We start from the raw sequence: 21,680 nt of genomic DNA, 5'->3' as shown, positions 1-21,680 counted from the left end.
GGGAACGGCCCGCGGGTGAGGGCGGTGGGCGGCCACGCGAGGGGCGCGGCGCCATACCGGTACGCGGCTCCGTCGTCGCGCGGGGGCACGACCGCAGCCCGCCGCCCCGGACAACGGCGTCCGCGTCCGCGCTACCGCAGTCGCGAGGACGCCAGGATCGACAGCAGGTGCGCCGGCACCATCACCCACGTGATGACGGCGATCGCGCCCAGCGCCCAACGCGTCGGCCCCACCCCGCCGCTCACCGCGTCCGCGACCGCCACGACCAGCAGGACCAGCGAGGCCTCGATGCCGTTGGTGACCCGGTGGATCTTGAAGGCCGCCGCGAGCCGCCGTACCGAGGCGACCCCCCGCGACCGGGGCCGGGTCGCCTCGTCGTCGGCCACGGGCAGCCCGCGCCGCGCGCGGGCGACGTCCACCAGGTCGGTGGACGCCTTCAGCAGTACGACCCCGAGCGCGGTCGCGAGGCCGAGCGAGACCCAGCCGTTGAAGCCCGCCCAGCCGCCCACGACGCCGGACTCGGCGGCCCGGAAACCGAAGCCGATCATCAGCGCCGCGTCGGCCAGGTAGGCGCCGAGCCGGTCGACGTAGATGCCGGTCGCGCTGTTCTGCCCCTTCCAGCGGGCGACTTCGCCGTCGACGCAGTCGAAGAGGAGGAACAGCTGCATGAGGAGCGCGGCGAGGACGGCGCCGGTCAGCCCGGGGACGAGCAGCGCGGCACCGGACAGCACCCCGCACACCACCATCGTCCAGGTGAGCTGGTCGGGGGTGACCGGCGTCCGCACGAGCTGCCGGGTGAACCGCAGCGACACGCTCCGCATGTAGAGGCGGCCGGCCCAGTGCTCCCCGTTGCGGCTCGCCAGCTTGGCCTGCGGCTGACAGACCTCCCGCAGCTCCTCCAGAACCGGCGCAGCGCCCATGACCGTTCCTCTCACCCACCCGCGGACCCACAATGACCGGGCCAGGTTACAGAGTTGACGGAACGTCGGGCTCCGCGCGGCCGGGAGGGTACCTTGCGACCAGGTGACCCCCACGGACCAGGAGCCCTCGTGCGTCAGCCGATCCCCGAGCCGATCCCCGTGGACGCGGCGACCGCGCGGGCCTGGCTCGCCACCGCGGTGGCGGAGGCCCGTGCCGGGCTCGCCGAGGGCGGCATTCCGATCGGCGCCGCGCTGTACGGCGCCGACGGGACCCTTCTCGGCCGCGGGCGCAACCGGCGCGTCCAGGACGACGACCCCTCGACGCACGCGGAGACGGCGGCGTTCCGGGCGGCGGGGCGGCAGCGGACGTATCGCGGGACGACGATGGTGACGACGCTCTCGCCGTGCTGGTACTGCTCCGGGCTGGTCCGCCAGTTCGGCATCTCCCGTGTCGTGATCGGCGAGGCGGTCACCTTTCACGGTGGCCACGACTGGCTCGCCGGACACGGCGTGCGGATCGTGCTCCTGGACGACCCCGGGTGCGTCGCGATGATGCGCGACTTCGTCGAGAAGAACCCGGCGTTGTGGAACGAGGACATCGGCGAGTGAGTGACCCCCGCCGCGCTCCCGGTGCGCTGCGGCGAACGCGTTCGAGGGCACCGGTCATGACACCGGCGTGACCCTCGCGCACCGCTTCCGGACGGTCACGGCGACCGGCGGGCCCGTCCCGCCGGTCGCGAGGGGCTCAGAACCCGGCCGACCGGAGCACACCCAGGCCGACGTCGGCGTAGGAGTGCTTGCCGGAGACGAAGATGTTGACGCCGTAGTAGTTGAACAGCCAGCAGCCGAAGGCGGCCAGCGCCAGGTAGGCGGCCTTGCGGCCCTTCCAGCCGGCGGTGGCGCGGGCGTGCAGGTAGCAGGCGTAGGCGACCCAGGTGATGAAGGACCAGGTCTCCTTGGGGTCCCAGCCCCAGTAGCGGCCCCAGGCGTCGCCCGCCCAGATCGCGCCCGCGATGATCGTGAACGTCCACAGCGGGAAGACGGCCGCGTTGACGCGGTAGGCGAACTTGTCGAGGGTCGCCGCGGCGGGCAGCCGGTCGAGGACCGAGTTGGCGAAGGAGCCGGGCCTGCCGCCACTCGCCAGCTTGTTCTCGTAGGAGTCCTTGAACAGGTACAGGATCGTGGAGACCGCGCCGACGTAGAACACCGCGCCGCAGAAGATCGCGGTGGAGACGTGGATGTACAGCCAGTACGAGTGCAGTGCGGGGACCAGCTGGTCGCTCGCCGTGTACAGGACGGTGACCGCGAGGCCCAGGTCGAGCAGGACCGAGGTGATCAGGAACAGTCCGAGCCAGCGCACGTTCTTCCTGAGCGCCAGCAGCGCGAGGTACACGCCGACGGCCACCGTGGAGAAGGTGATGTTGAACTCGTACATGTTGCCCCACGGCGCCCGCTGCACCGAGAGCGCGCGGCTGAGCACCCCGCCGAACTCGATGGCGAAGGCGAGGACCGTGAGGGAGATGGCGATACGGCCGAAGAGGTCACCCTGTTCGTCCCCGCCGTGCGCCCCCGGACCGTCGGGCACGTCGCGGGCGCCGGCGGCGGCGCGTACGACGACCTTCGGCCGCTCCAGGACGGCGGTGCCGCCGGCCCTCTGCACGGTGACCGGCGGGGCCGCCTTCTTGGCCGCGGCCTGGGCGGTGAGCGCGGCGGCGGTCCGGCCGATCCTGCTGCGGCCGCCGAAGGTCCATTCGGCGATGTACGCGAAGAAGGCCAGGGTGTAGACGGCCATCGCGGAGTAGATCAGCGTGTTGCTGACGTTCGCGAGGTTCTCATTGGTCGCGGCGGCGAGATTCACCGCGCCGGCGAGTTCGGTTGCGGCGGCGAGAGTCACTTCTCAGCCCCTTCGGCAGGTACGGCTCGGAAGTCGGGATCGGGGTCGGGTTCGGCGGGGTCGGCGGCCCCGGCGGTGCTGTCGTAGAGGATCTCGGCGAGGTCGCCCAGCTCCTCGGGCACCTTCGCGGACTCGCTGCGGCCGAGGCCGGCCATCTCCACGACCGTCACCCCGTCGGCGCCCCGCACCGCCCGCACCCACACACGGCGGCGCTGGATGAACAGGGAGGCGGCCAGACCGAAGATCGCGGTGAACGCGCCGGCCAGCGCCCAGCCGCTGCCGGGCTGCTGGGTGACCTGGAAGTTCGCCCATTCCCTGGTGCCGTCATAGGTGATCGAGCCGGCGCCGTCGGGGAGCGTCAGGGTCTCGCCGGGCTTCAGGTTGTCCCGGAGCTGAAGGTCCTTGGAGTCCTTGAACGCCTTCATGTTCCGCTTGTCGAGCTGGTACACGCTCTGCGGGATGCCCGAGTCGACACCGAGGTCGCCGTGGTACGGCTCCAGGTTCAGCACCGGGTTCAGCAGGGCGGGGAAGGCGGAGGAGACCTCGTTGCCCTCGACGTAGCTGGGCAGGAAGAAGGCCTGGAAGGCGAGCTGCTCCTTGACGCCCTTGGCGTCGCGGTAGCCGTCGTACACCTTGATCACCCCGGAGGAGGTGACGTTGGAGTCGAGCGGCAGCAGCGGTACGGCGTCGTGGTAGACGACCTTGCCCTTGCCGTCCCTGACGGTGACGAGGGGGGCGTAGCCGTGGGCGGTGAGGTAGACCTTGGAGTCGCCGATCTCCAGCGGGTGGTTCACCTTGACCGTGGTCTTCCGCGCCTTTCCGTAGGCGCCCTCGGAGTAGGTGATGGCGGCCTCGTAGGTGCGCGGAGTGCCCTTGTTGGGGCCGGTGACCTCGTAGGTGCCGGTGAAGTCCTTCAGGGTGAAGCTGAACGGCGCCAGGTCGTCGGCGTCGAAGAGGGTGCCCGACTTGAAGTCGTCGTACTGGGTGAGGGTGTTGGAGAATCCGCCGCCCTCCAGCACCAGCTTGTTGCCCTCCATCTTGAACAGCTGACCCCAGGCGAAGGCCGTCAGCATCACGATCAGGGCGATGTGGAAGGCCAGGTTGCCGACCTCGCGCAGATAGCCCTTCTCGGCGGCGACCGCGTCACCGACGGGGTGCGCGCGGAAGCGACGCCTCTTCAGCAGGGCGAGCGCGGCCTCACGCACCCGCTCCGGCTCGGCCGTCGTCCGCCAGGTCGTGTACGCGGGCAGCCGGGTCAGCCGCTTGGGCGCGCCCGGCGGGCGACCTCGCAGCTGGCCCACGAACTGCCAGGTGCGGGGCACGATGCAGCCGATGAGGGAGACGAACAGCAGCAGGTAGATCGCCGAGAACCACACCGAGCTGTAGACGTGGAAGAGACCGAGCCGGTCGTAGACCGGCGCGAGCGTGGGGTGGTTCTTCTCGAACTCGGCGACCTTCGTGACGTCGGTGCCGGTCTGCGGGATCAGCGAACCGGGGATCGCGCCGAGCGCCAGCAGCAGGAGCAGCAGCAGGGCGACCCGCATCGAGGTCAGCTGCCGCCAGAACCAGCGGACCCAGCCGATGACGCCCAGGACCGGAACGCCCCCGAGCGACTCCGTGGGCGCGGTGGACAGCTGGGAGCCGGCGACGCCGAGGTCCTGGTCCTCCGGGGCGGCGGCTTGCGTGGGTTCGCCGGCGGTGGTCTTGCTCATCGATCAGATCCCCACAGTGAAGCCGTTGGACCAGGACTGAAGATCCTGCACCAGGTGGTCCCAGGCGCCGGTCAGCAGCAGCAGACCGGTCACGATCATCATCGAGCCGCCGATCCGCATCACCCAGACATAGTGCCGCTTGACCCAGGCGAAGGCGCCGAGCGCCTTGCGGAAGGCGACCGCGGCGAGCACGAAGGGGAGACCGAGGCCGAGGCAGTAGGCCACGGTGAGCAGGGCGCCGCGGCCCGCGCTGCCCTGCTGGGAGGAGAGGGTCAGCACGGACGCCAGCGTCGGGCCGATGCAGGGCGTCCAGCCGATGCCGAACAGCGCGCCGAGCACCGGGGCGCCGACGAGCCCGGCCACCGGCCGCCGGTGGAAGCGGAACTCGCGCTGGGTCAGCCAGGGCATCAGCCCCATGAAGAAGACGCCCATGAGGATCATGAGCACGCCCAGCACCTGGGACAGGACGCCCTTGTTGGCCTGGAGCGTGTCGCCGAAGTAGCCGAACAGGGCCCCGCTGGAGACGAACACGGCCGTGAAGCCGGCCACGAAGAGGGAGGCGCCGGCGACCATCCGGCCACGCCGGGCCTCGGCCAGGTCGGTGCCGGCCACGCCGGTGACGTACGACAGGTAGCCGGGGACGAGCGGCAGGACGCACGGGGAGAAGAAGGAGACGAGTCCGCCGAGCAGCGCGACGGGCAGCGCGACGAGCAGGGCGCCGTTGAGGACCGTGCCGTTGTAGCCGTCCGCGGCGAGCATCGTGACGGTGCTCACGTCACTTCTCCGCGAGGATCGGGTCGATCATCGCGCGCAGCTTCTCCTCGCTGAGCGCGGCCAGCGAGCGGGCCGCGATCTTCCCGTCCCGGTCGAGGACGAGCGTGGAGGGAATCGCCTGCGGGTTGAGGGTGCCCTTCTTGAAGCGGAGCATCAGCCGGCCGGTCGGGTCGTACAGGCTGGGGTAGGTGACGCCCTGCTCCTCCTCGAAGGCGCGGGCGTTGGAGGTGCTGGTGTCGCGGGTGTTGATCCCGACGAACTGCACGCCCCGGCCCTTCAGGTCGGTGGAGACCTTCTGGAAGTTGGGCGCCTCGGCACGGCAGGGCGCGCACCAGGAGCCCCACACGTTCACGACGACGATCTTGCCCTGGTACGAGGCGACGTCGAGCCGCTTGCCGTCGACGGTCTCGCCGGACAGGTCGGGAGCGGCGGTGCGCTCGCCCTTCTCGACGGTCGAGATGCCGTTCTCGCCCATCACGAAGTTGGTGTCACCGCCCCCGCCGGAGGTGCCTCCGGAGGTGCACGCGGACAACAGCAACGCCGTGGCGGCGGCGACGGCGACAGACAGAGGGGTGCGGCTGACGGCACTCATGTGAAAAGTTTCGCATGCCCGTTCCGGGGATCTTGCGCGCCCCCCTCGCGGGGAGAAATCCGCATTTCAGGTGGCGGATCCGGAACCCGTCGGGGTGCCCGCGCCGGCTGTCGGCGCCGCCGCGAGGAACTGCTTCCAGCCGCCGGCCGGCTCCTGCCCGACGTCCAGCGTGCGCAGCTTGGCGAGCACCTCCGGCTTCTGCACGTCGATCCAGTCGACGAACTGCCGGAAGGAGACCAGGCGTACGTCCGCGCCCTTCTCCTTCTCCCGCGCGATGTGCTTGAACGCCTCTTCCACGGCGTCCATGTAGATGCCGCCGTTCCACTGCTCGAAGTGGTTGCCGACGAAGAAGGGTGCCCGGTTCGTCTCGAATGCCCGCTTGAATCCCTGTATGTACGCCTGGGCCGACTGCCGTCGCCAGCCCGGGTAGTTGTGGCTGGGGGCCTTGGTCGAGTTGATCGACTGGTTGGCGAGCATGTTGTAGTCCATCGACAGGACCTCGAAGCCGCGTCCGGGGAACGGTATCTGCTGCAACGGCAGGTCCCATATGCCCTGCTTCCTGTCGGGCCAGACCTGGCGGCCGCCGGGCGAGGAGGCGTCGTAGCGCCAGCCGAGCGAGCGGGCGGTGGGCAGCAGGTTGTCCTGGCCGAGGAGGCAGGGCGTACGGCCGCCGACGAGTTCCTTGTCGTAGTCGAAGGGGAGCGTGGGCAGGTCGGTCCACCCGGTGTTCGTGCGCCACTCCTTCACGAACGACTTCGCCTGGTCGATCTCGTCGCGCCACTGGCGGGTGGTCCAGTTGCCGACGGACCCGGAGCCGGCACAGAAGTGCCCGTTGAAGTGGGTGCCGATCTCGTGCCCCTCCAGCCAGGCGCGGCGCACGTTGGCCAGGGTCGCCTTGACGTGGTCGTCGGTGAGGTAACCGATGTCGGAGGCCCCGCGGGGGTTGTTGGGCGGGTCGTACAGCCGCTTCTTCGATTCGGGCAGGAGGTAGACCCCGGAGAGGAAGAAGGTCATGGCCGCGCCGTGCTCCTTGGCGAGGTCCAGGAAACGCGGGAAGAGACCGTTTCCGACCTCGCCCGCCCCGTCCCAGGAGAAGACGACGAACTGCGGCGGCTCCTGCCCCGGCTCCAGCGGCTCGGGCTTGTCCGGCTGGTGCGGCTGCTTCCCGGTGAAGGAGGTGGAGCCGTCACCGATCGGCCGGACGGTGGCCGTCGGCTTCGGGGAGGCCGAACCGCCCTTGCCCGCCCCGCCGGAACCGCCGCCGGGGCTCGGGTCGTCCGACCCCGTGAAGGTGCCGCAGCCCGCGAGTCCGGCGGCGGCCGCGGCTCCCGCGCCCAGTCCGAGTGCTCCCCTGCGGGTGAGAGTGCGCATGGCATCCCCGTTCGTCGCGTGCTCTGGTGGTCACCCAGCAAGAGTCCGCATCGAACAGGGAGGTTCCGCTCATTTGTGCGTATTCAGTAACAGTGGGGAGGAACGGGGTCCGTGGGCCGGAGCGGCGTGGGCCCGCGGGCCCGCGCCCCGGAGGGAAGCGGGCCCGCGCCGCAGAGCGGCGTGGGCCCGCGCCCAGCGGGGTCCGCGCCCACGCGCCGGAGCGACGAGGGCTCAGGCCTCGCGGGGACGCGGGCTCAGTCCCCGGAGCGATGGAGGCTCGACCGGGAGGGACGCGGGCCCGCCCTCCGCCGGAACCCGGGCTCAGGCCCCGAAGGCCTTGCCCTTCACCGGCTTGGCACCGGCCAGCAGGTGCGGCGGCACCAGGTCGCGGGCGGGCTCGGAGTATCCGACGGACACGATCGTGTCGCCCTGGTACGTGAACGACGTCAGCGAGGCGAGCGTGCACTGCCGCTTGCGCGGATCGTGCCAGAGCCGCCGCCGCTCGACGTAGGACCGGACGATCCAGATCGGCAGCTGGTGGCTGACGAGCACGGCCTCGTGCCCGCGGGCCCTGTCCTTCGCCGCGTCCAGCGCGCCCATCATGCGCACCACCTGGTCGACGTACGGCTCGCCCCAGGACGGCTTGAACGGGTTGTGGACGTGCCGCCAGTTCTCGACCCGGCGCAACGCCCCGTCGCCGACGCCGAAGGTCTTGCCCTGGAAGACGTTGCCGGCCTCGATGAGCCGCGCGTCCGTGCCGACGTCGAGCCCGTGCGCCTTGGCGATCGGGGTGGCCGTCTCCTGCGCCCGCTCCAGCGGGGAGGCGCAGACGTACGTCACATCGCGGGAGGCGAGGTGCTCGGCGACCCGGTCGGCCATCCGCCGGCCCAGGTCGGAGAGGTGGTAGCCGGCGAGACGGCCGTAGAGGATGCCGTCCGGGTTGTGAACCTCGCCGTGCCGCATCAGGTGGACGACGGTGAGGTCCTTGCCGGTGCCGTCGGTGCCGTCGGTGCTGTGGGTGCTGTGGGTGCTGTTTCCGGTGCTCACGCGCGGGCCTCCGCAGCCGCTCGGGCCGCCGCCGGAAGGGCGTCGGCGATGCGCTGGACGGCCCGTTCGTCGTGGGCCGTGGACACGAACCAGGACTCGTAGGACGAGGGCGGCAGGTAGACGCCGTTCGCCAGCAACGAGTGGAAGAAGGCGGTGTAGCGGAACGACTCCTGCGCCTTGGCGTCCTCGTAGTCCCGCACGGGCCGGTCCGTGAAGAAGACGGAGAACATGTTGGAGGCGCTCTGGAGCGTGTGCGCGACGCCCTCCTTGGCGAGGGCCTCCGACACCAGCGCCTGGATCTGCTCGGACACGGCGTTGATCTTCGCGTACGCCGCGTCGTCGAGGAGCCGGAGCTGGGCGAGACCGGCGGCGGTGGCGACCGGGTTCCCGGAGAGCGTGCCGGCCTGGTAGACGGGCCCGGCGGGCGCGAGGTGCGCCATCACGTCGGCACGGCCGCCGAAGGCCGCGGCCGGGAAGCCGCCGCCCATGACCTTGCCGAAGGTCATCAGGTCGGGCTTGACCCCGTCGATCCCGAACCATCCGGCCCGGCTGGTCCTGAACCCGGTCATGACCTCGTCGGAGATGTAGAGGGCGCCGTTGTTCTGGCAGGCGTCCTTGAGCCCCTGGTTGAAGCCGGGGAGCGGCGGCACGACGCCCATGTTGCCCGGCGACGCCTCGGTGATGACACAGGCGATCTCGCCGGGATGCCGGTGGAAGGCCTCCTGCACGGCCTCCAGGTCGTTGTACGGCAGGACGATGGTGTCGCCGGCCTGGGCGCCCGTGACACCGGGCGTGTCGGGCAGGGCGAAGGTGGCGACGCCGGAGCCGGCGGCGGCGAGCAGCGAGTCGACGTGGCCGTGGTAGCAGCCGGCGAACTTGATCACCTTGGTCCGCCGGGTGAATCCGCGGGCGAGCCGGATGGCGGACATCGTGGCCTCGGTCCCGCTGGAGACCAGCCGCACCTGCTCGACCGGCTCCACCCGGGCGACGATCTCCTCGGCGAGCGTGACCTCGCCCTCGCCGGGCGTCCCGAAGGACGTACCGCGCGAGACCGCGTCCTGGACGGCGGCGATCACCTCCGGGTGCGAGTGCCCGAGGATCATGGGGCCCCAGGAACAGACGAGGTCGACGTACTCCCGGCCGTCCGCGTCGGTCAGGTACGGGCCGGTGCCGGACACCATGAACCGGGGCGTGCCGCCGACGGCGCGGAAGGCGCGCACCGGGGAGTTCACGCCACCCGGCGTGACGACGGCCGCACGGTCGAACAGTGCCTGTGAGGCAGGCGCTTCGTATGAATAGGGCAGTTCGCTCATGACCTGCGACTTCTCCGACTTCTCGGACTCCGGTTGCCAGTGACCTCCTCAGGGTAGGCCAGGGGCGCCCGGGGGCAGCGGGGCCTGTGCGCGCCCGCACGGACCGGGCGGGCCGGTCCGCGAACGTTTGTCATCTGCGAAACTGAGACGGACTGAGCCTGATAGACGTAGCTCACACCGACGGCGAGTCGAGGGGCTGCGAAGATCCTGCGGACAGGTGTTTCACCGCACGTTTCGGCGTGCGGCCGTGGGGGAGGTCACTGACACGATGATCGGGTTGCGCGGCGGGGCCTGCGCGTCCTAGAAAAGCAGTCGGGTGGAGATATGCATCGCGGTGGCGGACTGGGCGAGGGGACTGATGACCGGGGTCCTCGACGTGCCCGGCGGGGAAGGCACCGACGCGACGCGGAGGCAGCCGACGAAGCACGTCAGACACAGGGCGTCCCCGGCGTACCTGATGTACCGAGTGAGTCCGAGCGGCTCGACCGTACGGTCGACCGGCTCCGGGCCGGGAGCGGGAATGGTGGTCGGGTGGGGGTGACGTACAAGTACTTCGGCGCACCGGACGGCGCGACCGCGGCCCGGGTCCCGATCTCGATGCGCCCCGAGGAACTCGGCGGCGACGAACTCGGCATGAACGGCATGTTCACCAAGATCAAGCCCGAGACGATGGCCGCGATGGTCCTCACCGGCATCGAGGGCGTCCCCCTGCACAAGGTGCCCCCGCTGGAACTGGTCGTCCTCCACCCCGACTACGCCGTCGTGAAACTCCCCATGACGGTCGTCGACCCCCTCCGCGACATCGGCGAGGAGGCGGTGGGCGCGGCAGCCTTCATCTGGTCCACGGTCCCGGACCGAGGCGGCCCACGGGACGCGTTCAACGTGTACCAGCTCCTGCACGAGTGGCAGGACTTCTCCCACCGGCTGCACGAGGCGGGGCATCAGCCTTATTGCCTGGTGTGGCCCTGAGCTGGGATTTCCGTCATATCGGTCAGGGTCGGTCAGTGTGACCGAGGCCGGGGCGTCCGCTAGAAAAGGCCGGCGCGCATGTACTGCGTGAGGTTCTCGGGGATCTCGCGCAACCACGGACTGCGGACGGCCGGCAGCCGGACGAGGGTGTGCTGAAACGCGCCCCGATCGGCCCGGAACAAGTACCGGGGACGCGGGGCGGGCGGGTCGTCGCGGAGGACGCCGTCGGGCATGCCGCCCGACGCGGGAACTGGCAGGTGCGGTCTGGGAAAGGCCAGCCCCAGCCACACCCCGAACGGCACAGGCACCGGGTAGGCCGTAGTGGCAGGGCCGGTCGGGGTCCAGGTCTCTCCGGTCTGCGGATGGGTCGGCACAAGGAGGATGTCAGCGTCCGCCTCCGGCGTGGGCTGTCCTGGTCCGGCCAGGACGGCGTGCCGTGCCGGCGGACCCGAGGGCAGCAGGGCGTCGAGGGCGCGTTGGAACACTTCCGCACTCAGACCGTCCGGGACGGTCACCGGCCGGCCCCCCGAGGCCGCCAGCAGGTGAGCGAGTGCCCGGCCGACCGCGGCCTCCCACTGCGGGCTCCACGACCAGAAGTGGTTCAGCCCGACCCGCGACCCCCAGGTGGCGACCGGCTCGTACGGAGGCGTGTACTTCCCTTCCTCCAACAGCTCTGCCCAGGAGAGCGGTACGGGGTCGGCACCGTCGACGGGGAGGCGGCGCACGGCGTCGGGGGCGAGCCATACCGCCTGCCAGAGTGAGCAGTCGTCGATCCGGCTCGCCACGGGCAGGCCACACCCCTCGCATGCCATGTTGGGACCGTCTGCTCCGTCGAGGCCGCAGCAGTAGCCTCCGGCCCGCTCCGGAATCAGCAGGGTGCCGCGGGCGTCGCCAGGCGCGATGACGATGGAGCCGGGGACGCCGTCGGCGAGGGCGTGGATCGGCGCGTAGATGCCGCGGGCCACCGCCTCCTCCGGATGGATCTCCTCCCATCTCCGCCACGGCGGCCCCCAGGGCTCCGGATCCACGGCGAACGAGCCCGACTCCATCAGCACCGGGAGCTGGATCCCGTTCCCGTACTTCTGATGAGCGTGGGCCGGCAGGGCGACCCGGGACAGCGGGCTGGTCAGCTCAGCGCCACACCCCACACACACGAAAACGAACAAATGCCCTCCGCCGGGAACAGAGGGCATCGTCGCAGCTTCGCGTCAGACCGGCCAACGTGTATTGCATCCACCGCGGGCTGAAGCACAGTCACGACGTTGAGCACCACCGTTCGTCCTCGGCGACTCCGATCCCGCCGACGGGCCGGACCCTTCACCCTGGACGGGCACGCCGACCCCCTCACCGAAAGACGCCCACATGCCCCACGTTCTCAACCTCTGGCGTCGACAGCTGGACGCCGTACCGGAGTCGGTGTGGGAGCGCGTCGACCTCGACGTGTTGATCCTCGCGGACACCGGACTCACCGACCTGCCGGCCGAGATCGGGCGGCTCACCCGGCTCAGCACCCTCGACTTCGGCCACAACCGGCTCACCTCGCTGCCCGACGCCCTCGGCGACCTCACCGGGCTCGACGGGTACCTCTATCTCCACGACAACCAACTGCCCTCACTGCCCGCGGCCTTGGGGAACCTCACCCGGCTGCGTTACCTCAACGTCGGCGAGAACGCTCTCACCGCACTGCCGCAAACCCTCGGCCGGATGACCGGACTCGTCGAACTCCGCGCTCAGCACAACCGGTTGACCACCCTCCCCGACTCGCTCGGCGGCCTGCACCGGCTGCGCGAACTATGGCTGCGTGGCAACGCGGTCACCGGACTCCCCGCCTCCGCAGCGGAGTTGCACGACCTGCGCCATCTGGACCTGCGCGAGAACGACCTCACCGCCCTCCCGGAGCCGCTCGCCGCCCTCCCCCGGCTGCGCCACCTCGACGTACGGAGCAACCGGCTCACCCGCCTCCCCGACTGGCTGGCCCGCCTGCCCGCGCTGGAGAAGATCGACCTGCGCTGGAATCCCTGTGAGCCCTCGCGCGAGCTGTCGGCCGAGCTGGAGCGGCGTGGGTGCGTGGTCCTCACCTGAGGGGTCGGTCGGGACGCCGTCCGGGCCGTCGGGGGGGGCGGGTTCTCGTCAGCGGTGCGGAGCCGTGTCCGGAAACGTCCTGGTGAGACGTCGCGTGTCTTGGGCACGATGATCCCGTTCGGCGGCACCGCACGCGCACGACGCACGACGCACCACCGGGCCCACGGACACGGGGTGGCACCACCCGGCATGCCGGCATCACCCCGCACTCCGGCATTGCGGCACCACCCGGCACCCCGGCCCGCCCGGCACCACACGGGCACCATCCGCACCACATGGACACCACCCGGAACAACCCCACTGACGAAAAGGGTTCACCGATGTCCCTGCGCACGCGTACCCGAGCGATCACGACGACCGCGGCACTCGCCACCGCCACCGCCGCCCTCACGCTGTCCGGGGCCGCCCCGGCCTCCGCGAGCACCGCGGCCGGAACGACCGCCGCCGGTACGACCGCCGCCGCCACCGTCCCCTGGTCGGCCTCCCACGGCACCGCCTCGGCGGCCGGCGAGCGGTGGCTCGCGAACGGCAAGCTCGTCCTCGACGGCACCCTCACCAACACCGGCACCGGGTGCTACTCGGTCTGGACCCGCTTCGCGCACGACTTCGTCGTCCTGCCGTACACCAAGCACGCCGAGATCTGCGGCGCGGGCTCCGTGAACTTCACCGCCGACAAGAGCTACTCGTACACCGTCACCGGCACCCTCAGAGTGTGCCGGGGCACGACCGACACCACCGACTGCGGCCAAGCCGTGAGCATCACCTACTGGCCCATCGGGTAGCCCGGGGAGGCAGCCGGGCCGCCCGCCTCCCCGCTACCGACCGTCCGCAGCGCCGTGAGCACCACCGTCCGTGAGCACCACCGCCCGCGCGACCTCCGCGGCGTCGCGCACCGACGGGAGCCCACGGCCCTCACTCCGCCCCGCCCACCGTGAACCCGATCACCGCGCCGCCGCCCGCCCGCCGGGAGGCGAACGCCGCTCCCCCGTGCGCCAGCGCGACCTCCCGCACGATCGAGAGGCCGAGCCCGGAGCCGGGCAGGGAGCGGGCGTCCGCGGCGCGGTAGAAGCGGTCGAAGACGCGGGTGAGGTCGGTCTCCGTGATGCCGGGACCGCGGTCGAGGACCTCGACGCGGACGGTGCCGGGGCGGGCCGGGCCGGTCACCTTGATCTCGATGGGCTCCCCGCCCTGCCGGTCGAACTTGGCCGCGTTCTCGACCAGGTTGGACAGCGCCCGCTGGAGCATGCCGGGCCGTCCGTCGGTGGTGGTGTCGCCGCTCGCGCGGACCACGATCCGCCGGCCGGTACGGCGCCGCGCGACCCCCGCCACGTCCTCGGCCAGGTCGGCGAGGTCGATCCGCTGCGGCGGCTCGGTGTCCGACTGCCCGGCGGCGAGATCCACCAGCTCGTTGACCAGGTCGGTCAGCTCACGGGCCTCCTGGCCGAGATCGGCGACGAGTTCCTCCCGTGTGTCGGGCGGCAGCTCGTCGATGCGGCGCAGCAGCGAGATGTTGGTCCGCAGCGAGGTCAGCGGCGTACGCAGCTCGTGCCCGGCGTCCTGGACGAGCCGCCGCTGGTCCTCCTCGGACTGGGCGAGGCGCCCGAGCATGCGGTCGAAGGCGCGGCCCAGGCGTCCCACCTCGTCGTAGCCGGTGACGGGAACCTGGACGCCGAGGCGGCGGGTGCGGGCGACGTCCTCCGCGGCGGTGGTGAGGATGACCAGGGGGTGGGTGATGCGCCGGGCGAGCCACCAGCCGAACAGTCCGGCCGCCGTCACGACCGCGGCCATCAGGATCAGCGTGCGCTGCTGGAGCGCCCGCAGCAGGTCCTCGGTGTCGCTGAACTCCTGCGCGATCTGCACCGCGCCCCGGCCGCCGCCCAGCGCGACGGTGGCGACCCGGTAGACGTCGCTGCCGACGTCGACGTCCTCGTGCTCGACGATCGTGCCCGCGTCCGCCGCCGCGGCGATCTCCCGGTCGGCGTCCTTGACGGGCAGCCCGGGGTTGCCGGGGTCGAAGACCGTCCCGTCCGCCCCCAGCACCTGCACATCGGTGCGGGCCGGGCGCACGATGTCGTGGCCGGGCGCGGCGGAGGAGAAGTCGGCGGGGTCCATCGCCCGATCGCGCACCTCGTCGCGCAGGTCCTGCACGACCTCGTCGAAGACGGACTCCTGGTCCACCCGCACCAGCCGGGCGGCGGCGTTGTACGACAGGACGCCGACGAGGACGGTGACGGCCGCCGTCACCGCCGCGAAGGACACCGCGAACGTGGTGCGCAGCGAGCCGAGCTTCGGGCGCCGCCGGGACACCCACCGCCGTAGGCGGGCGGACACGGGTGCGCCTCAGTCTTCCCGCAGAACGTAGCCGACGCCCCGCACGGTGTGGATCAGCTGCGGGGCGCCGGGGCCGTCGAGCTTGCGGCGGAGGTAGCCGACGTAGACGGCGAGGTTCTTGGAGCCGGGGCCGAAGTCGTAGCCCCAGATGCGGTCGTAGATCGTGGCGTGGTCGAGGACGATGCCGGCGTTGCGCACCAGCAGTTCCAGCAGCTCGAACTCGGTGCGGGTCAGTTCCAGCTCGCGCTCCCCGCGCCAGGCCCGCCGCGCCTGCGGGTCCATGCGCAGCCCGGCCGCCTCCAGGTGGCGGGCGCCGGCCGCCGCCCTCGGCGGGTCGCCCCTGGGGGCGTCCGCCGCCGCGGCGTCCCTCCGCGCGTCGGCCGGTGTGCCGGGGCCGGTGCGGCGCAGCAGCGCGCGGAGCCGGGCGAACACCTCCTCGACGTCGAAGGGTTTGACCACGTAGTCGTCGGCGCCCGCGTCGAGGCCCGCGATCCGGTCGGCGGTCTCCACGAGCGCCGTCAGCATCAGGATCGGTGTGCGGTCGCCCTCGGCGCGCAGCACCCGGCAGACCTGGAGGCCGTCGATGCCGGGCATCATCACGTCGAGGACGAGGACGTCCGGCGGGGACTTGTGGGCGTGCGCCAGTGCCTCGACGCCGTCGGCGACCGCGGTGACCTGGTAGCCCTCCAGGGTCAGCGCACGTTCCAGGGCGTGACGGATGGCGCGGTCGTCTTCGGCGAGCAGCAGCTTCTGGGGCACGCGCCCAGTCTCCCAGCCGTCACGGTCCCCCGCCGTGACGAGCGGCTCACCGGGCGCCCTTCTTACGTGCCTCTCACCCGCTGTCTCAGCCGGCCGGCCGCAGCGCCGCGAGCTGCTCGGCGAACGGCACCACCGCGAACGCGTCCTTCACGGCCGGCCGCGCCGCCGCCAGGCCGCTCATCAGCGCGGCCAGTTCCGCGGCGGCCCGCTCGATCCGCTCGGGCAGGCCCTGCGCGCCCCAGTCCTCGGAGGCGGCGTACACGCCCGTCGGGACGACGACGGCCCGCAGGTGGGCGAAGAGGGGCCGCAGCGCGTGCTCCAGCACCAGCGAGTGCCGGGCCGTGCCGCCGGTGGCCGCGATCAGTACGGGCTTCCCGGCCAGCGCGTCCTTGTCGAGGACGTCGAAGAACGACTTGAACAGTCCGCTGTACGACGCCGAGAACACCGGCGTGACCACGATGAGCCCGTCCGCTTCCGTGACCGCGTCCTGCGCCGCGGCCAGCTCACGGCCCGGGAAGCCGTTGGTGAGGTTGTGGGCGATCTCCACGGCGAGGTCGCGCAGTTCCACGACCCGCACCTCCGCCGGGGCGCGCTCGGCGGTGGCCGCCGCCAGCCGGTCGGCCAGCAGGCGGGTGGACGACGGGACGCTCAGTCCCGCCGAGACGACGACGAGCTTCATGCGACGGTCTCCTTGTCCTGAGCGGTGGCCTCGTCCACGGCGTCGTTCGCGGCGACGTCGTTCGCGGCGGCCGTCCTGCGGGCCAGCAGGGACTGGTGGGTCGGGGCGTCCGGCACGTCGGCCGGGCGGCCCTTGGCGAACTCCTCGCGCAGCACCGGCACGACCTCCTCGCCGAGCATGTCGAGCTGCTCCAGCACGGTCTTCAGCGGCAGTCCGGCGTGGTCCAACAGGAACAGCTGGCGCTGGTAGTCGCCGGCGTACTCGCGGAAGGACAGCGTCTTCTCGATGACCTGCTGCGGGGAGCCGACGGTCAGCGGGGTCTGGTCGGTGAAGTCCTCCAGGGACGGCCCGTGCCCGTAGACCGGCGCGTTGTCGAAGTACGGCCGGAACTCGCGCACCGCGTCCTGCGAGTTCCTCCGCATGAACACCTGGCCGCCGAGGCCGACGATCGCCTGCTCGGGCGTGCCGTGCCCGTAGTGGGCGTAGCGGGCCCGGTACAGCTCGACCATCCGCCTGGTGTGGTCGGCCGGCCAGAAGATGTTGTTGTGGAAGAAGCCGTCGCCGTAGAACGCGGCCTGCTCGGCGATCTCCGGGGAGCGGATCGAGCCGTGCCAGACGAACGGTGGTACGTCGTCCAGGGGGCGGGGCGTCGAGGTGAAGCCCTGGAGCGGGGTGCGGAACGTGCCCTCCCAGTCCACGACGTCCTCGCGCCACAGCCGGTGCACCAGGTTGTAGTTCTCGACGGCGAGGTTGATGCCCTCGCGGATGTCCTTGCCGAACCAGGGGTAGACCGGGCCGGTGTTGCCGCGGCCCATCATCAGGTCCACCCGGCCGTCGGCCAGGTGCTGGAGCATCGCGAAGTCCTCGGCGATCTTCACCGGGTCGTTCGTGGTGATCAGCGTGGTCGAGGTGGACAGGATGAGCTTCTCGGTCCGGGCGGCGACGTAGCCGAGCATCGTGGTCGGGGACGACGGTACGAACGGCGGGTTGTGGTGCTCACCCGTGGCGAACACGTCGAGGCCGACCTCCTCGGCCTTCAGGGCGATGGCGACCATGGCCTTGATCCGCTCGCGCTCGGTCGGCGTACGCCCCGTGGTGGGGTCCGGCGTCACATCGCCGACCGTGAAGATACCGAACTGCATGGTCGCTCAACCTCCAAGTTGTTGACCGTTCAACCATACAGTCCCAACAGTGCCCCGACTCCCCCTATTCCGCCGCCCGCCAGCGCCCCGGCCCAGCCGTACGCCGCGCACAAGGTCCCCCACCCCACCCCACCCAGGGGCGCGAGGAACCGCGCACCCCACCGAAACCCACCCGCACAACCAAACGCACCCCCACCGAACCCACCCAGGGGCGCGAGGAACCGCGCACCCAGCCGAAACCCACCCGCACCCGAAACCAAGCCGCCCCCGACCCCCCTAAGAGCCCAGCGGCAGCGACAACGCATCGGTGTACCCGTTCACCGGCCGCTCGATCCGCTCCACGCCACGGCCGTCCAGCGCGACCGCCGCCGAGGACGTACCCAGCGTCCCCTGCGCGTGCCAGGTCCCCGTCACCGTGACCCAGGTGTCGGCCTTCGGCGCCGCGACGCCGTACACCCGTACCTTCACGGACTGCGCGTCCGCCGCACAGCACGACAGCATGATCCGCGTCAGATACCAGCCCCCGCCCCCGCCGGCGGGCGTGACGAACCCGGTCATCCGCACCGTGCGCCCCTGGATGGCCCGCGCCTCGTCCTGCTGCACCCGCTGCGTGAAGTCGGTCAGCGTGATCGGCAGCGGCGAGGTCGCGGGCAGGGGGTCGAAGCCGCCCTCGTCAACGACCGCGACCGCCTTGGGCGGCTCCCGCGAGGCGGTGTACGAACCGAGCGCGGGCGGGGCGTAGAACAGCAGGCTCAGCGCGGGCAGGAACAGCAGCCAGGCGACCCGCGGCACACCCGAGTGACCGTGATCGTGACCGTCACCGTCCTCCTCCGGCCCCTCCGCCGGCCCCTCCGCCGGCCGCCGGGCCGACCACGCCTCCGCCGCCCCCAGCAGGACCAGCAGCACGCCCGACGCGATCAGCAGCGGCCGCATGCCCTCCTTCACGTACCGCAGGTACGCCTCCGTGAACAGCGAGACCCGCAGCAGCCCGACACCGCTCAGCACCAGCAGCCCCGCCTGCGCGAACCGCCTCACAGCAGCACCCCTCCCACGATCACGCTGCACACGACCGCGACCACGGCCGTGGCGCTGGAGAACCGGACCGCGAAGGCCCGCCCGAAGGTGCCCGCCTGGAGAGCGATCAGCTTGAGGTCGACCATCGGGCCGACCACCATGAACGTCAGCCGCGCCGTCGGCGAGAACCCGCTGAGCGAGGCCGCCACGAACGCGTCCGCCTCCGAACACACCGCGAGGACGATCGCCAGCACCGCCAGGAACAGCACCGACAGCCAGGGCGAGTCGGAGAAGGTGTCCACCACCGAGCGCGGCACGGCCACGTTGAAGGTCGCCGCCGCCATCGCGCCCACCACCAGGAAACCGCCCGCGTGCAGGAAGTCGTGCTGGAAGCCGTGCCGGAACTCCGTCCAGCGGCTCTGCCCCGGCCGGTGCCCGGTGTGCCGTACCGCCGGCTTCAGCCACTCCTCGCGGCCGCGCCACAGCCACAGCCAGCCCATGACCGCCGCCGTGACCAGGGAGGCCACCAGCCGGGCCAGCACCATCTCGGGGCTGCCGGGGAACGCGATCGCCGTGGCGGTCAGCACGACCGGGTTCACGGCGGGCGCCGACAGCAGGAAGGCGAACGCCGCGGCCGGATCGACGCCCCGCCCGATCAGGCTGTTCGCCACCGGCACCGACGCGCACTCACAACCCGGCAGCACCACCCCCGCCGCCCCCGCCACCGGCACCGCGAACGCGGCCCGCTTCGGCAGCAGCCGCTTGAAGACACTCGCCGGCACGAACGCGTTGATCGCCCCCGACAGCGCCGTACCCAGCAGCAGGAAGGGCAGCGCCTGCACGGTCACCGCGAGACAGACCGTCCGCCACGCCTGCACGGCCGGCTCGTCCAACGACCGCCCGACCAGCACCAGCACCGCACCCGGCAGCACCGCGGCGCCGACCAGGAGCAACGGCCAGTTCCGCGGCAGCGCCCGCCCGGAACCCGCCTCCGGCACCTCCCCGGCCGACGTGCGCGCGCCGCCCTCACCGTGCGGGTCCCCGCCGTGCGTCCGCTCCTCGGGCGCGGTGATGTGCGCGTCCTCGACCGCCCGCATGCCTAGACCAGCCCTCCCCGCAGCCGTACGACCTGCTCCCCGCTGAACTCCACCGTCCGCCTCATGTGCCGCACGATCACCGCCAGCTCCGCATCGTCCAGATCCTCGAAAAGAGGGCTCCAGTCGCCGCCCAGCCGCTCCCAGGTCCGCCCGAACTCGGCGATCCGCTCCGGCACCGTCGCCACCAGCACCCGCCGCCGGTCGACCGCGTCCCGCTCCCGCACGACGTACCCCGCCTTCTCCAGCCGGTCCACCAGCCGCGTCGCCGACCCCGTGGTCAGCCCCGTCAGCTCGGCGACCCGGCCCGCCGTCACCGGCTCCCGCTCCAGCGACAGCAGGTTCAGACATTGCAGGTCGGTGGGGTGCAGCCCCAGGCGGTCGGCGACGGCCTGATTGAACAGCGCGAACGCCGCGACGTACCGCCGGGAGACGACGGACAGCTCACCGAGCAACCGCGACCGCACGTTCCCGGACATCGCCCGCACACCCCTTCGTAGCGCCGTCCGCAGATCGTACGACGTGCCCGGACCCGGCCGGCCGGCAGCGACCACCGCCCCGGGTCCCCGGGGACGGCAGGCGCCCCGTGCGAAGCTGCCACCATGCTCGTGCTGCGTTCCGCCGCCCTCTTCGCCGTCGCCGCGCTCTTCGAGATCGGCGGCGCCTGGCTCGTCTGGCAAGGCGTCCGGGAACACCGCGGATGGCTGTGGATCGGCGCCGGCGTCATGGCCCTCGGCGCCTACGGATTCGTCGCCACCCTCCAGCCCGACGCGAACTTCGGCCGCATCCTCGCCGCGTACGGCGGTGTCTTCGTCGCCGGTTCACTGGCCTGGGGCATGGCCGCCGACGGCTTCCGCCCCGACCGCTGGGACCTCGCCGGCGCCCTCATCTGCCTCGTCGGGATGGCCGTGATCATGTGGGCACCGCGCGGACGGTGAGCGCCCGGGCCCGCCTATCCTGGCCGGACGGGCTTTCGCCCCACCGCACTTCCGCTTGTCCGCCCCGCCCGCTTGTCCGCCCCGCCCGAGGAACCGAGGAGCAGCCCCCATGGCCACCGCCGCCCCGTCCGCCGCCTCCCGCATCGCCGTCGTCACGGGTGCGAGCAGCGGCATCGGCGCCGCCACCGCCCGGCAGCTCGCCGCGGCCGGCTACCGCGTCGTCCTCACCGCCCGCCGCAAGGACCGCATCGAGGCGCTCGCCGAGGAGATCACCGCGACGGGCGGCTCCGCGACGGCGTACCAGCTGGACGTCACCGACCGCGCGGCCGTCGACGAGTTCGCGACGGCGTTCCGCGCCATCGGTGTCCTGGTCAACAACGCGGGCGGAGCACTGGGCGCCGACCCGGTCGCCACCGGCGACCCCGCCGACTGGCGCACCATGTACGAGACGAACGTCATCGGCACCCTCAACCTCACCCAGGCCCTGCTCCCCAAGCTGATCGCGAGCGGCGACGGCACGGTCGTGGTCGTCTCCTCCACCGCGGGCCACGGCACCTACGAGGGCGGCGGAGGCTACGTCGCCGCCAAGCACGGCGCCCACGTCCTCGCCGAGACGCTCCGCCTGGAGATCGTCGGACAGCCCGTCCGCGTCATCGAGATCGCCCCCGGCATGGTCAGGACGGAGGAGTTCGCCCTGACCCGCTTCGGCGGCGACGAGGACCGGGCCGCGAAGGTCTACGAGGGTGTGGCCGAGCCCCTCACCGCCGACGACGTCGCCGAGACGATCACCTGGGCCGTCACCCGCCCCAGCCACGTCAACGTCGACCTGCTGGTCCTGCGCCCGCGCGCCCAGGCCTCCAACACCAAGGTCCACCGCGAGTCGTGACGACCGACGACGGCGGGGCCGCCCACCCGGTGAGCCCCGAACGGCCGGCGGAACCGCGCCGCCTCGCCCAGGAGACCGGGGACGGGCCGGTCCGACGCATGCGGAGGGGTCCGAGCCGTCCGCCCGGACCCCTCACCCCGTCAACCCGGCCACCCGGCCGTCC

Annotated in this window: 22 protein-coding genes; 6 read left to right on the top strand and 16 right to left on the bottom strand. The window is 71.9% G+C overall.

Going from position 1 to position 21,680, the window contains the following annotated elements:
- Positions 1-131: 131 nt before the first annotated feature.
- Positions 132-920 carry a CDP-alcohol phosphatidyltransferase family protein gene (locus ACFYO5_RS16840; protein WP_388709352.1) on the bottom strand — a complete coding sequence of 263 codons (789 nt, stop codon included), beginning with the start codon at positions 918-920 and terminating at the stop codon, positions 132-134.
- Positions 921-1,079: 159 nt separating this feature from the next.
- Between ACFYO5_RS16840 and ACFYO5_RS16835 the strand changes: the two genes are divergently transcribed.
- The gene (locus ACFYO5_RS16835) at positions 1,080-1,529 is read left to right on the top strand and encodes a nucleoside deaminase (RefSeq protein WP_388710370.1); all 450 of its coding nucleotides are present in this window, start codon (positions 1,080-1,082) and stop codon (positions 1,527-1,529) included.
- A gap of 136 nt (positions 1,530-1,665) precedes the next feature.
- On the opposite strand, the gene ccsB is transcribed toward ACFYO5_RS16835, so the two are convergent.
- From ccsB to hemL, 7 genes are all read right to left on the bottom strand, one after another.
- Positions 1,666-2,778, bottom strand: coding sequence for a c-type cytochrome biogenesis protein CcsB (gene ccsB / locus ACFYO5_RS16830; protein ID WP_388710368.1), 1,113 nt, complete (start codon positions 2,776-2,778; stop codon positions 1,666-1,668).
- 32 nt (positions 2,779-2,810) lie between these two features.
- Positions 2,811-4,526 (bottom strand): cytochrome c biogenesis protein ResB, encoded by a 1,716-nt coding sequence (locus ACFYO5_RS16825; RefSeq protein WP_388709350.1) that lies wholly within the window; start codon positions 4,524-4,526, stop codon positions 2,811-2,813.
- 3 nt (positions 4,527-4,529) lie between these two features.
- The gene (locus tag ACFYO5_RS16820; RefSeq protein ID WP_388709348.1) at positions 4,530-5,300 is read right to left on the bottom strand and encodes a cytochrome c biogenesis CcdA family protein; all 771 of its coding nucleotides are present in this window, start codon (positions 5,298-5,300) and stop codon (positions 4,530-4,532) included.
- Position 5,301: 1 nt separating this feature from the next.
- Positions 5,302-5,892: a TlpA disulfide reductase family protein gene (locus ACFYO5_RS16815; RefSeq protein WP_356560448.1), complete on the bottom strand. Its 591-nt coding sequence runs from the start codon at positions 5,890-5,892 to the stop codon at positions 5,302-5,304.
- 66 nt (positions 5,893-5,958) lie between these two features.
- Positions 5,959-7,263: a hypothetical protein gene (locus ACFYO5_RS16810; protein WP_388709346.1), complete on the bottom strand. Its 1,305-nt coding sequence runs from the start codon at positions 7,261-7,263 to the stop codon at positions 5,959-5,961.
- 321 nt (positions 7,264-7,584) lie between these two features.
- Positions 7,585-8,226, bottom strand: coding sequence for a histidine phosphatase family protein (locus ACFYO5_RS16805; RefSeq protein ID WP_388710366.1), 642 nt, complete (start codon positions 8,224-8,226; stop codon positions 7,585-7,587).
- Between the two features lie 80 nt (positions 8,227-8,306).
- Positions 8,307-9,623, bottom strand: coding sequence for a glutamate-1-semialdehyde 2,1-aminomutase (gene hemL, locus ACFYO5_RS16800; protein WP_388709344.1), 1,317 nt, complete (start codon positions 9,621-9,623; stop codon positions 8,307-8,309).
- A gap of 324 nt (positions 9,624-9,947) precedes the next feature.
- Between hemL and ACFYO5_RS16795 the strand changes: the two genes are divergently transcribed.
- Complete coding sequence (locus ACFYO5_RS16795) at positions 9,948-10,592, top strand: hypothetical protein (protein WP_356560451.1); 645 nt, start codon at positions 9,948-9,950, stop codon at positions 10,590-10,592.
- A 59-nt stretch (positions 10,593-10,651) separates the two neighbouring features.
- Here the strand turns inward: ACFYO5_RS16795 and ACFYO5_RS16790 are convergent, their stop codons facing one another.
- Positions 10,652-11,758, bottom strand: a complete 1,107-nt coding sequence (locus tag ACFYO5_RS16790) for a hypothetical protein (RefSeq protein ID WP_388709342.1) — start codon at positions 11,756-11,758, stop codon at positions 10,652-10,654.
- Between the two features lie 196 nt (positions 11,759-11,954).
- On the opposite strand from ACFYO5_RS16790, the gene ACFYO5_RS16785 reads away from it, so the two are divergent.
- Together ACFYO5_RS16785 and ACFYO5_RS16780 are read left to right on the top strand one after the other, a co-directional pair.
- Positions 11,955-12,674 carry a leucine-rich repeat domain-containing protein gene (locus ACFYO5_RS16785; RefSeq protein ID WP_388709340.1) on the top strand — a complete coding sequence of 240 codons (720 nt, stop codon included), beginning with the start codon at positions 11,955-11,957 and terminating at the stop codon, positions 12,672-12,674.
- A gap of 320 nt (positions 12,675-12,994) precedes the next feature.
- Positions 12,995-13,456 (top strand): hypothetical protein, encoded by a 462-nt coding sequence (locus ACFYO5_RS16780; RefSeq protein ID WP_388709338.1) that lies wholly within the window; start codon positions 12,995-12,997, stop codon positions 13,454-13,456.
- Positions 13,457-13,586: 130 nt separating this feature from the next.
- Here ACFYO5_RS16780 and ACFYO5_RS16775 read toward each other — a convergent pair whose 3' ends face one another.
- The 7 genes from ACFYO5_RS16775 to ACFYO5_RS16745 all read right to left on the bottom strand — a co-directional run bounded on the left by ACFYO5_RS16775 (position 13,587) and on the right by ACFYO5_RS16745 (position 20,172).
- Entirely contained in the window at positions 13,587-15,005 is a 1,419-nt protein-coding gene (locus ACFYO5_RS16775) for a HAMP domain-containing sensor histidine kinase (RefSeq protein ID WP_356560455.1), read from the bottom strand.
- Positions 15,006-15,014: 9 nt separating this feature from the next.
- Positions 15,015-15,764 carry a response regulator transcription factor gene (locus ACFYO5_RS16770; RefSeq protein WP_356560456.1) on the bottom strand — a complete coding sequence of 250 codons (750 nt, stop codon included), beginning with the start codon at positions 15,762-15,764 and terminating at the stop codon, positions 15,015-15,017.
- Positions 15,765-15,849: 85 nt separating this feature from the next.
- Positions 15,850-16,443 carry a CE1759 family FMN reductase gene (locus ACFYO5_RS16765; protein WP_388709336.1) on the bottom strand — a complete coding sequence of 198 codons (594 nt, stop codon included), beginning with the start codon at positions 16,441-16,443 and terminating at the stop codon, positions 15,850-15,852.
- On the bottom strand, positions 16,440-17,585 hold the full coding sequence (locus ACFYO5_RS16760) for an LLM class flavin-dependent oxidoreductase (protein WP_356560458.1): 1,146 nt from the start codon (positions 17,583-17,585) through the stop codon (positions 16,440-16,442). Before ACFYO5_RS16760 ends, ACFYO5_RS16765 begins: the two co-directional genes overlap by 4 nt.
- Before the next feature lie 276 nt (positions 17,586-17,861).
- Positions 17,862-18,620: a TIGR03943 family putative permease subunit gene (locus ACFYO5_RS16755; protein WP_388709334.1), complete on the bottom strand. Its 759-nt coding sequence runs from the start codon at positions 18,618-18,620 to the stop codon at positions 17,862-17,864.
- Positions 18,617-19,696, bottom strand: coding sequence for a permease (locus ACFYO5_RS16750; RefSeq protein ID WP_388709332.1), 1,080 nt, complete (start codon positions 19,694-19,696; stop codon positions 18,617-18,619). Before ACFYO5_RS16750 ends, ACFYO5_RS16755 begins: the two co-directional genes overlap by 4 nt.
- Positions 19,697-19,698: 2 nt before the next feature.
- Positions 19,699-20,172, bottom strand: a complete 474-nt coding sequence (locus tag ACFYO5_RS16745; RefSeq protein WP_356570121.1) for a MarR family winged helix-turn-helix transcriptional regulator — start codon at positions 20,170-20,172, stop codon at positions 19,699-19,701.
- A 123-nt stretch (positions 20,173-20,295) separates the two neighbouring features.
- On the opposite strand from ACFYO5_RS16745, the gene ACFYO5_RS16740 reads away from it, so the two are divergent.
- Both ACFYO5_RS16740 and ACFYO5_RS16735 read left to right on the top strand, forming a co-directional pair.
- On the top strand, positions 20,296-20,631 hold the full coding sequence (locus ACFYO5_RS16740; protein WP_388709330.1) for a YnfA family protein: 336 nt from the start codon (positions 20,296-20,298) through the stop codon (positions 20,629-20,631).
- Between the two features lie 109 nt (positions 20,632-20,740).
- Complete coding sequence (locus tag ACFYO5_RS16735) at positions 20,741-21,517, top strand: SDR family NAD(P)-dependent oxidoreductase (protein ID WP_356570119.1); 777 nt, start codon at positions 20,741-20,743, stop codon at positions 21,515-21,517.
- Positions 21,518-21,680 lie beyond the last annotated feature (163 nt).

This window comes from Streptomyces sp. NPDC006259, from assembly GCF_042870975.1.
Classification (GTDB): Bacteria; Actinomycetota; Actinomycetes; order Streptomycetales; family Streptomycetaceae; genus Streptomyces.
Note: the sequence above shows the minus strand (reverse complement) of the source record. Positions and strands in the feature narration are given on the sequence as shown.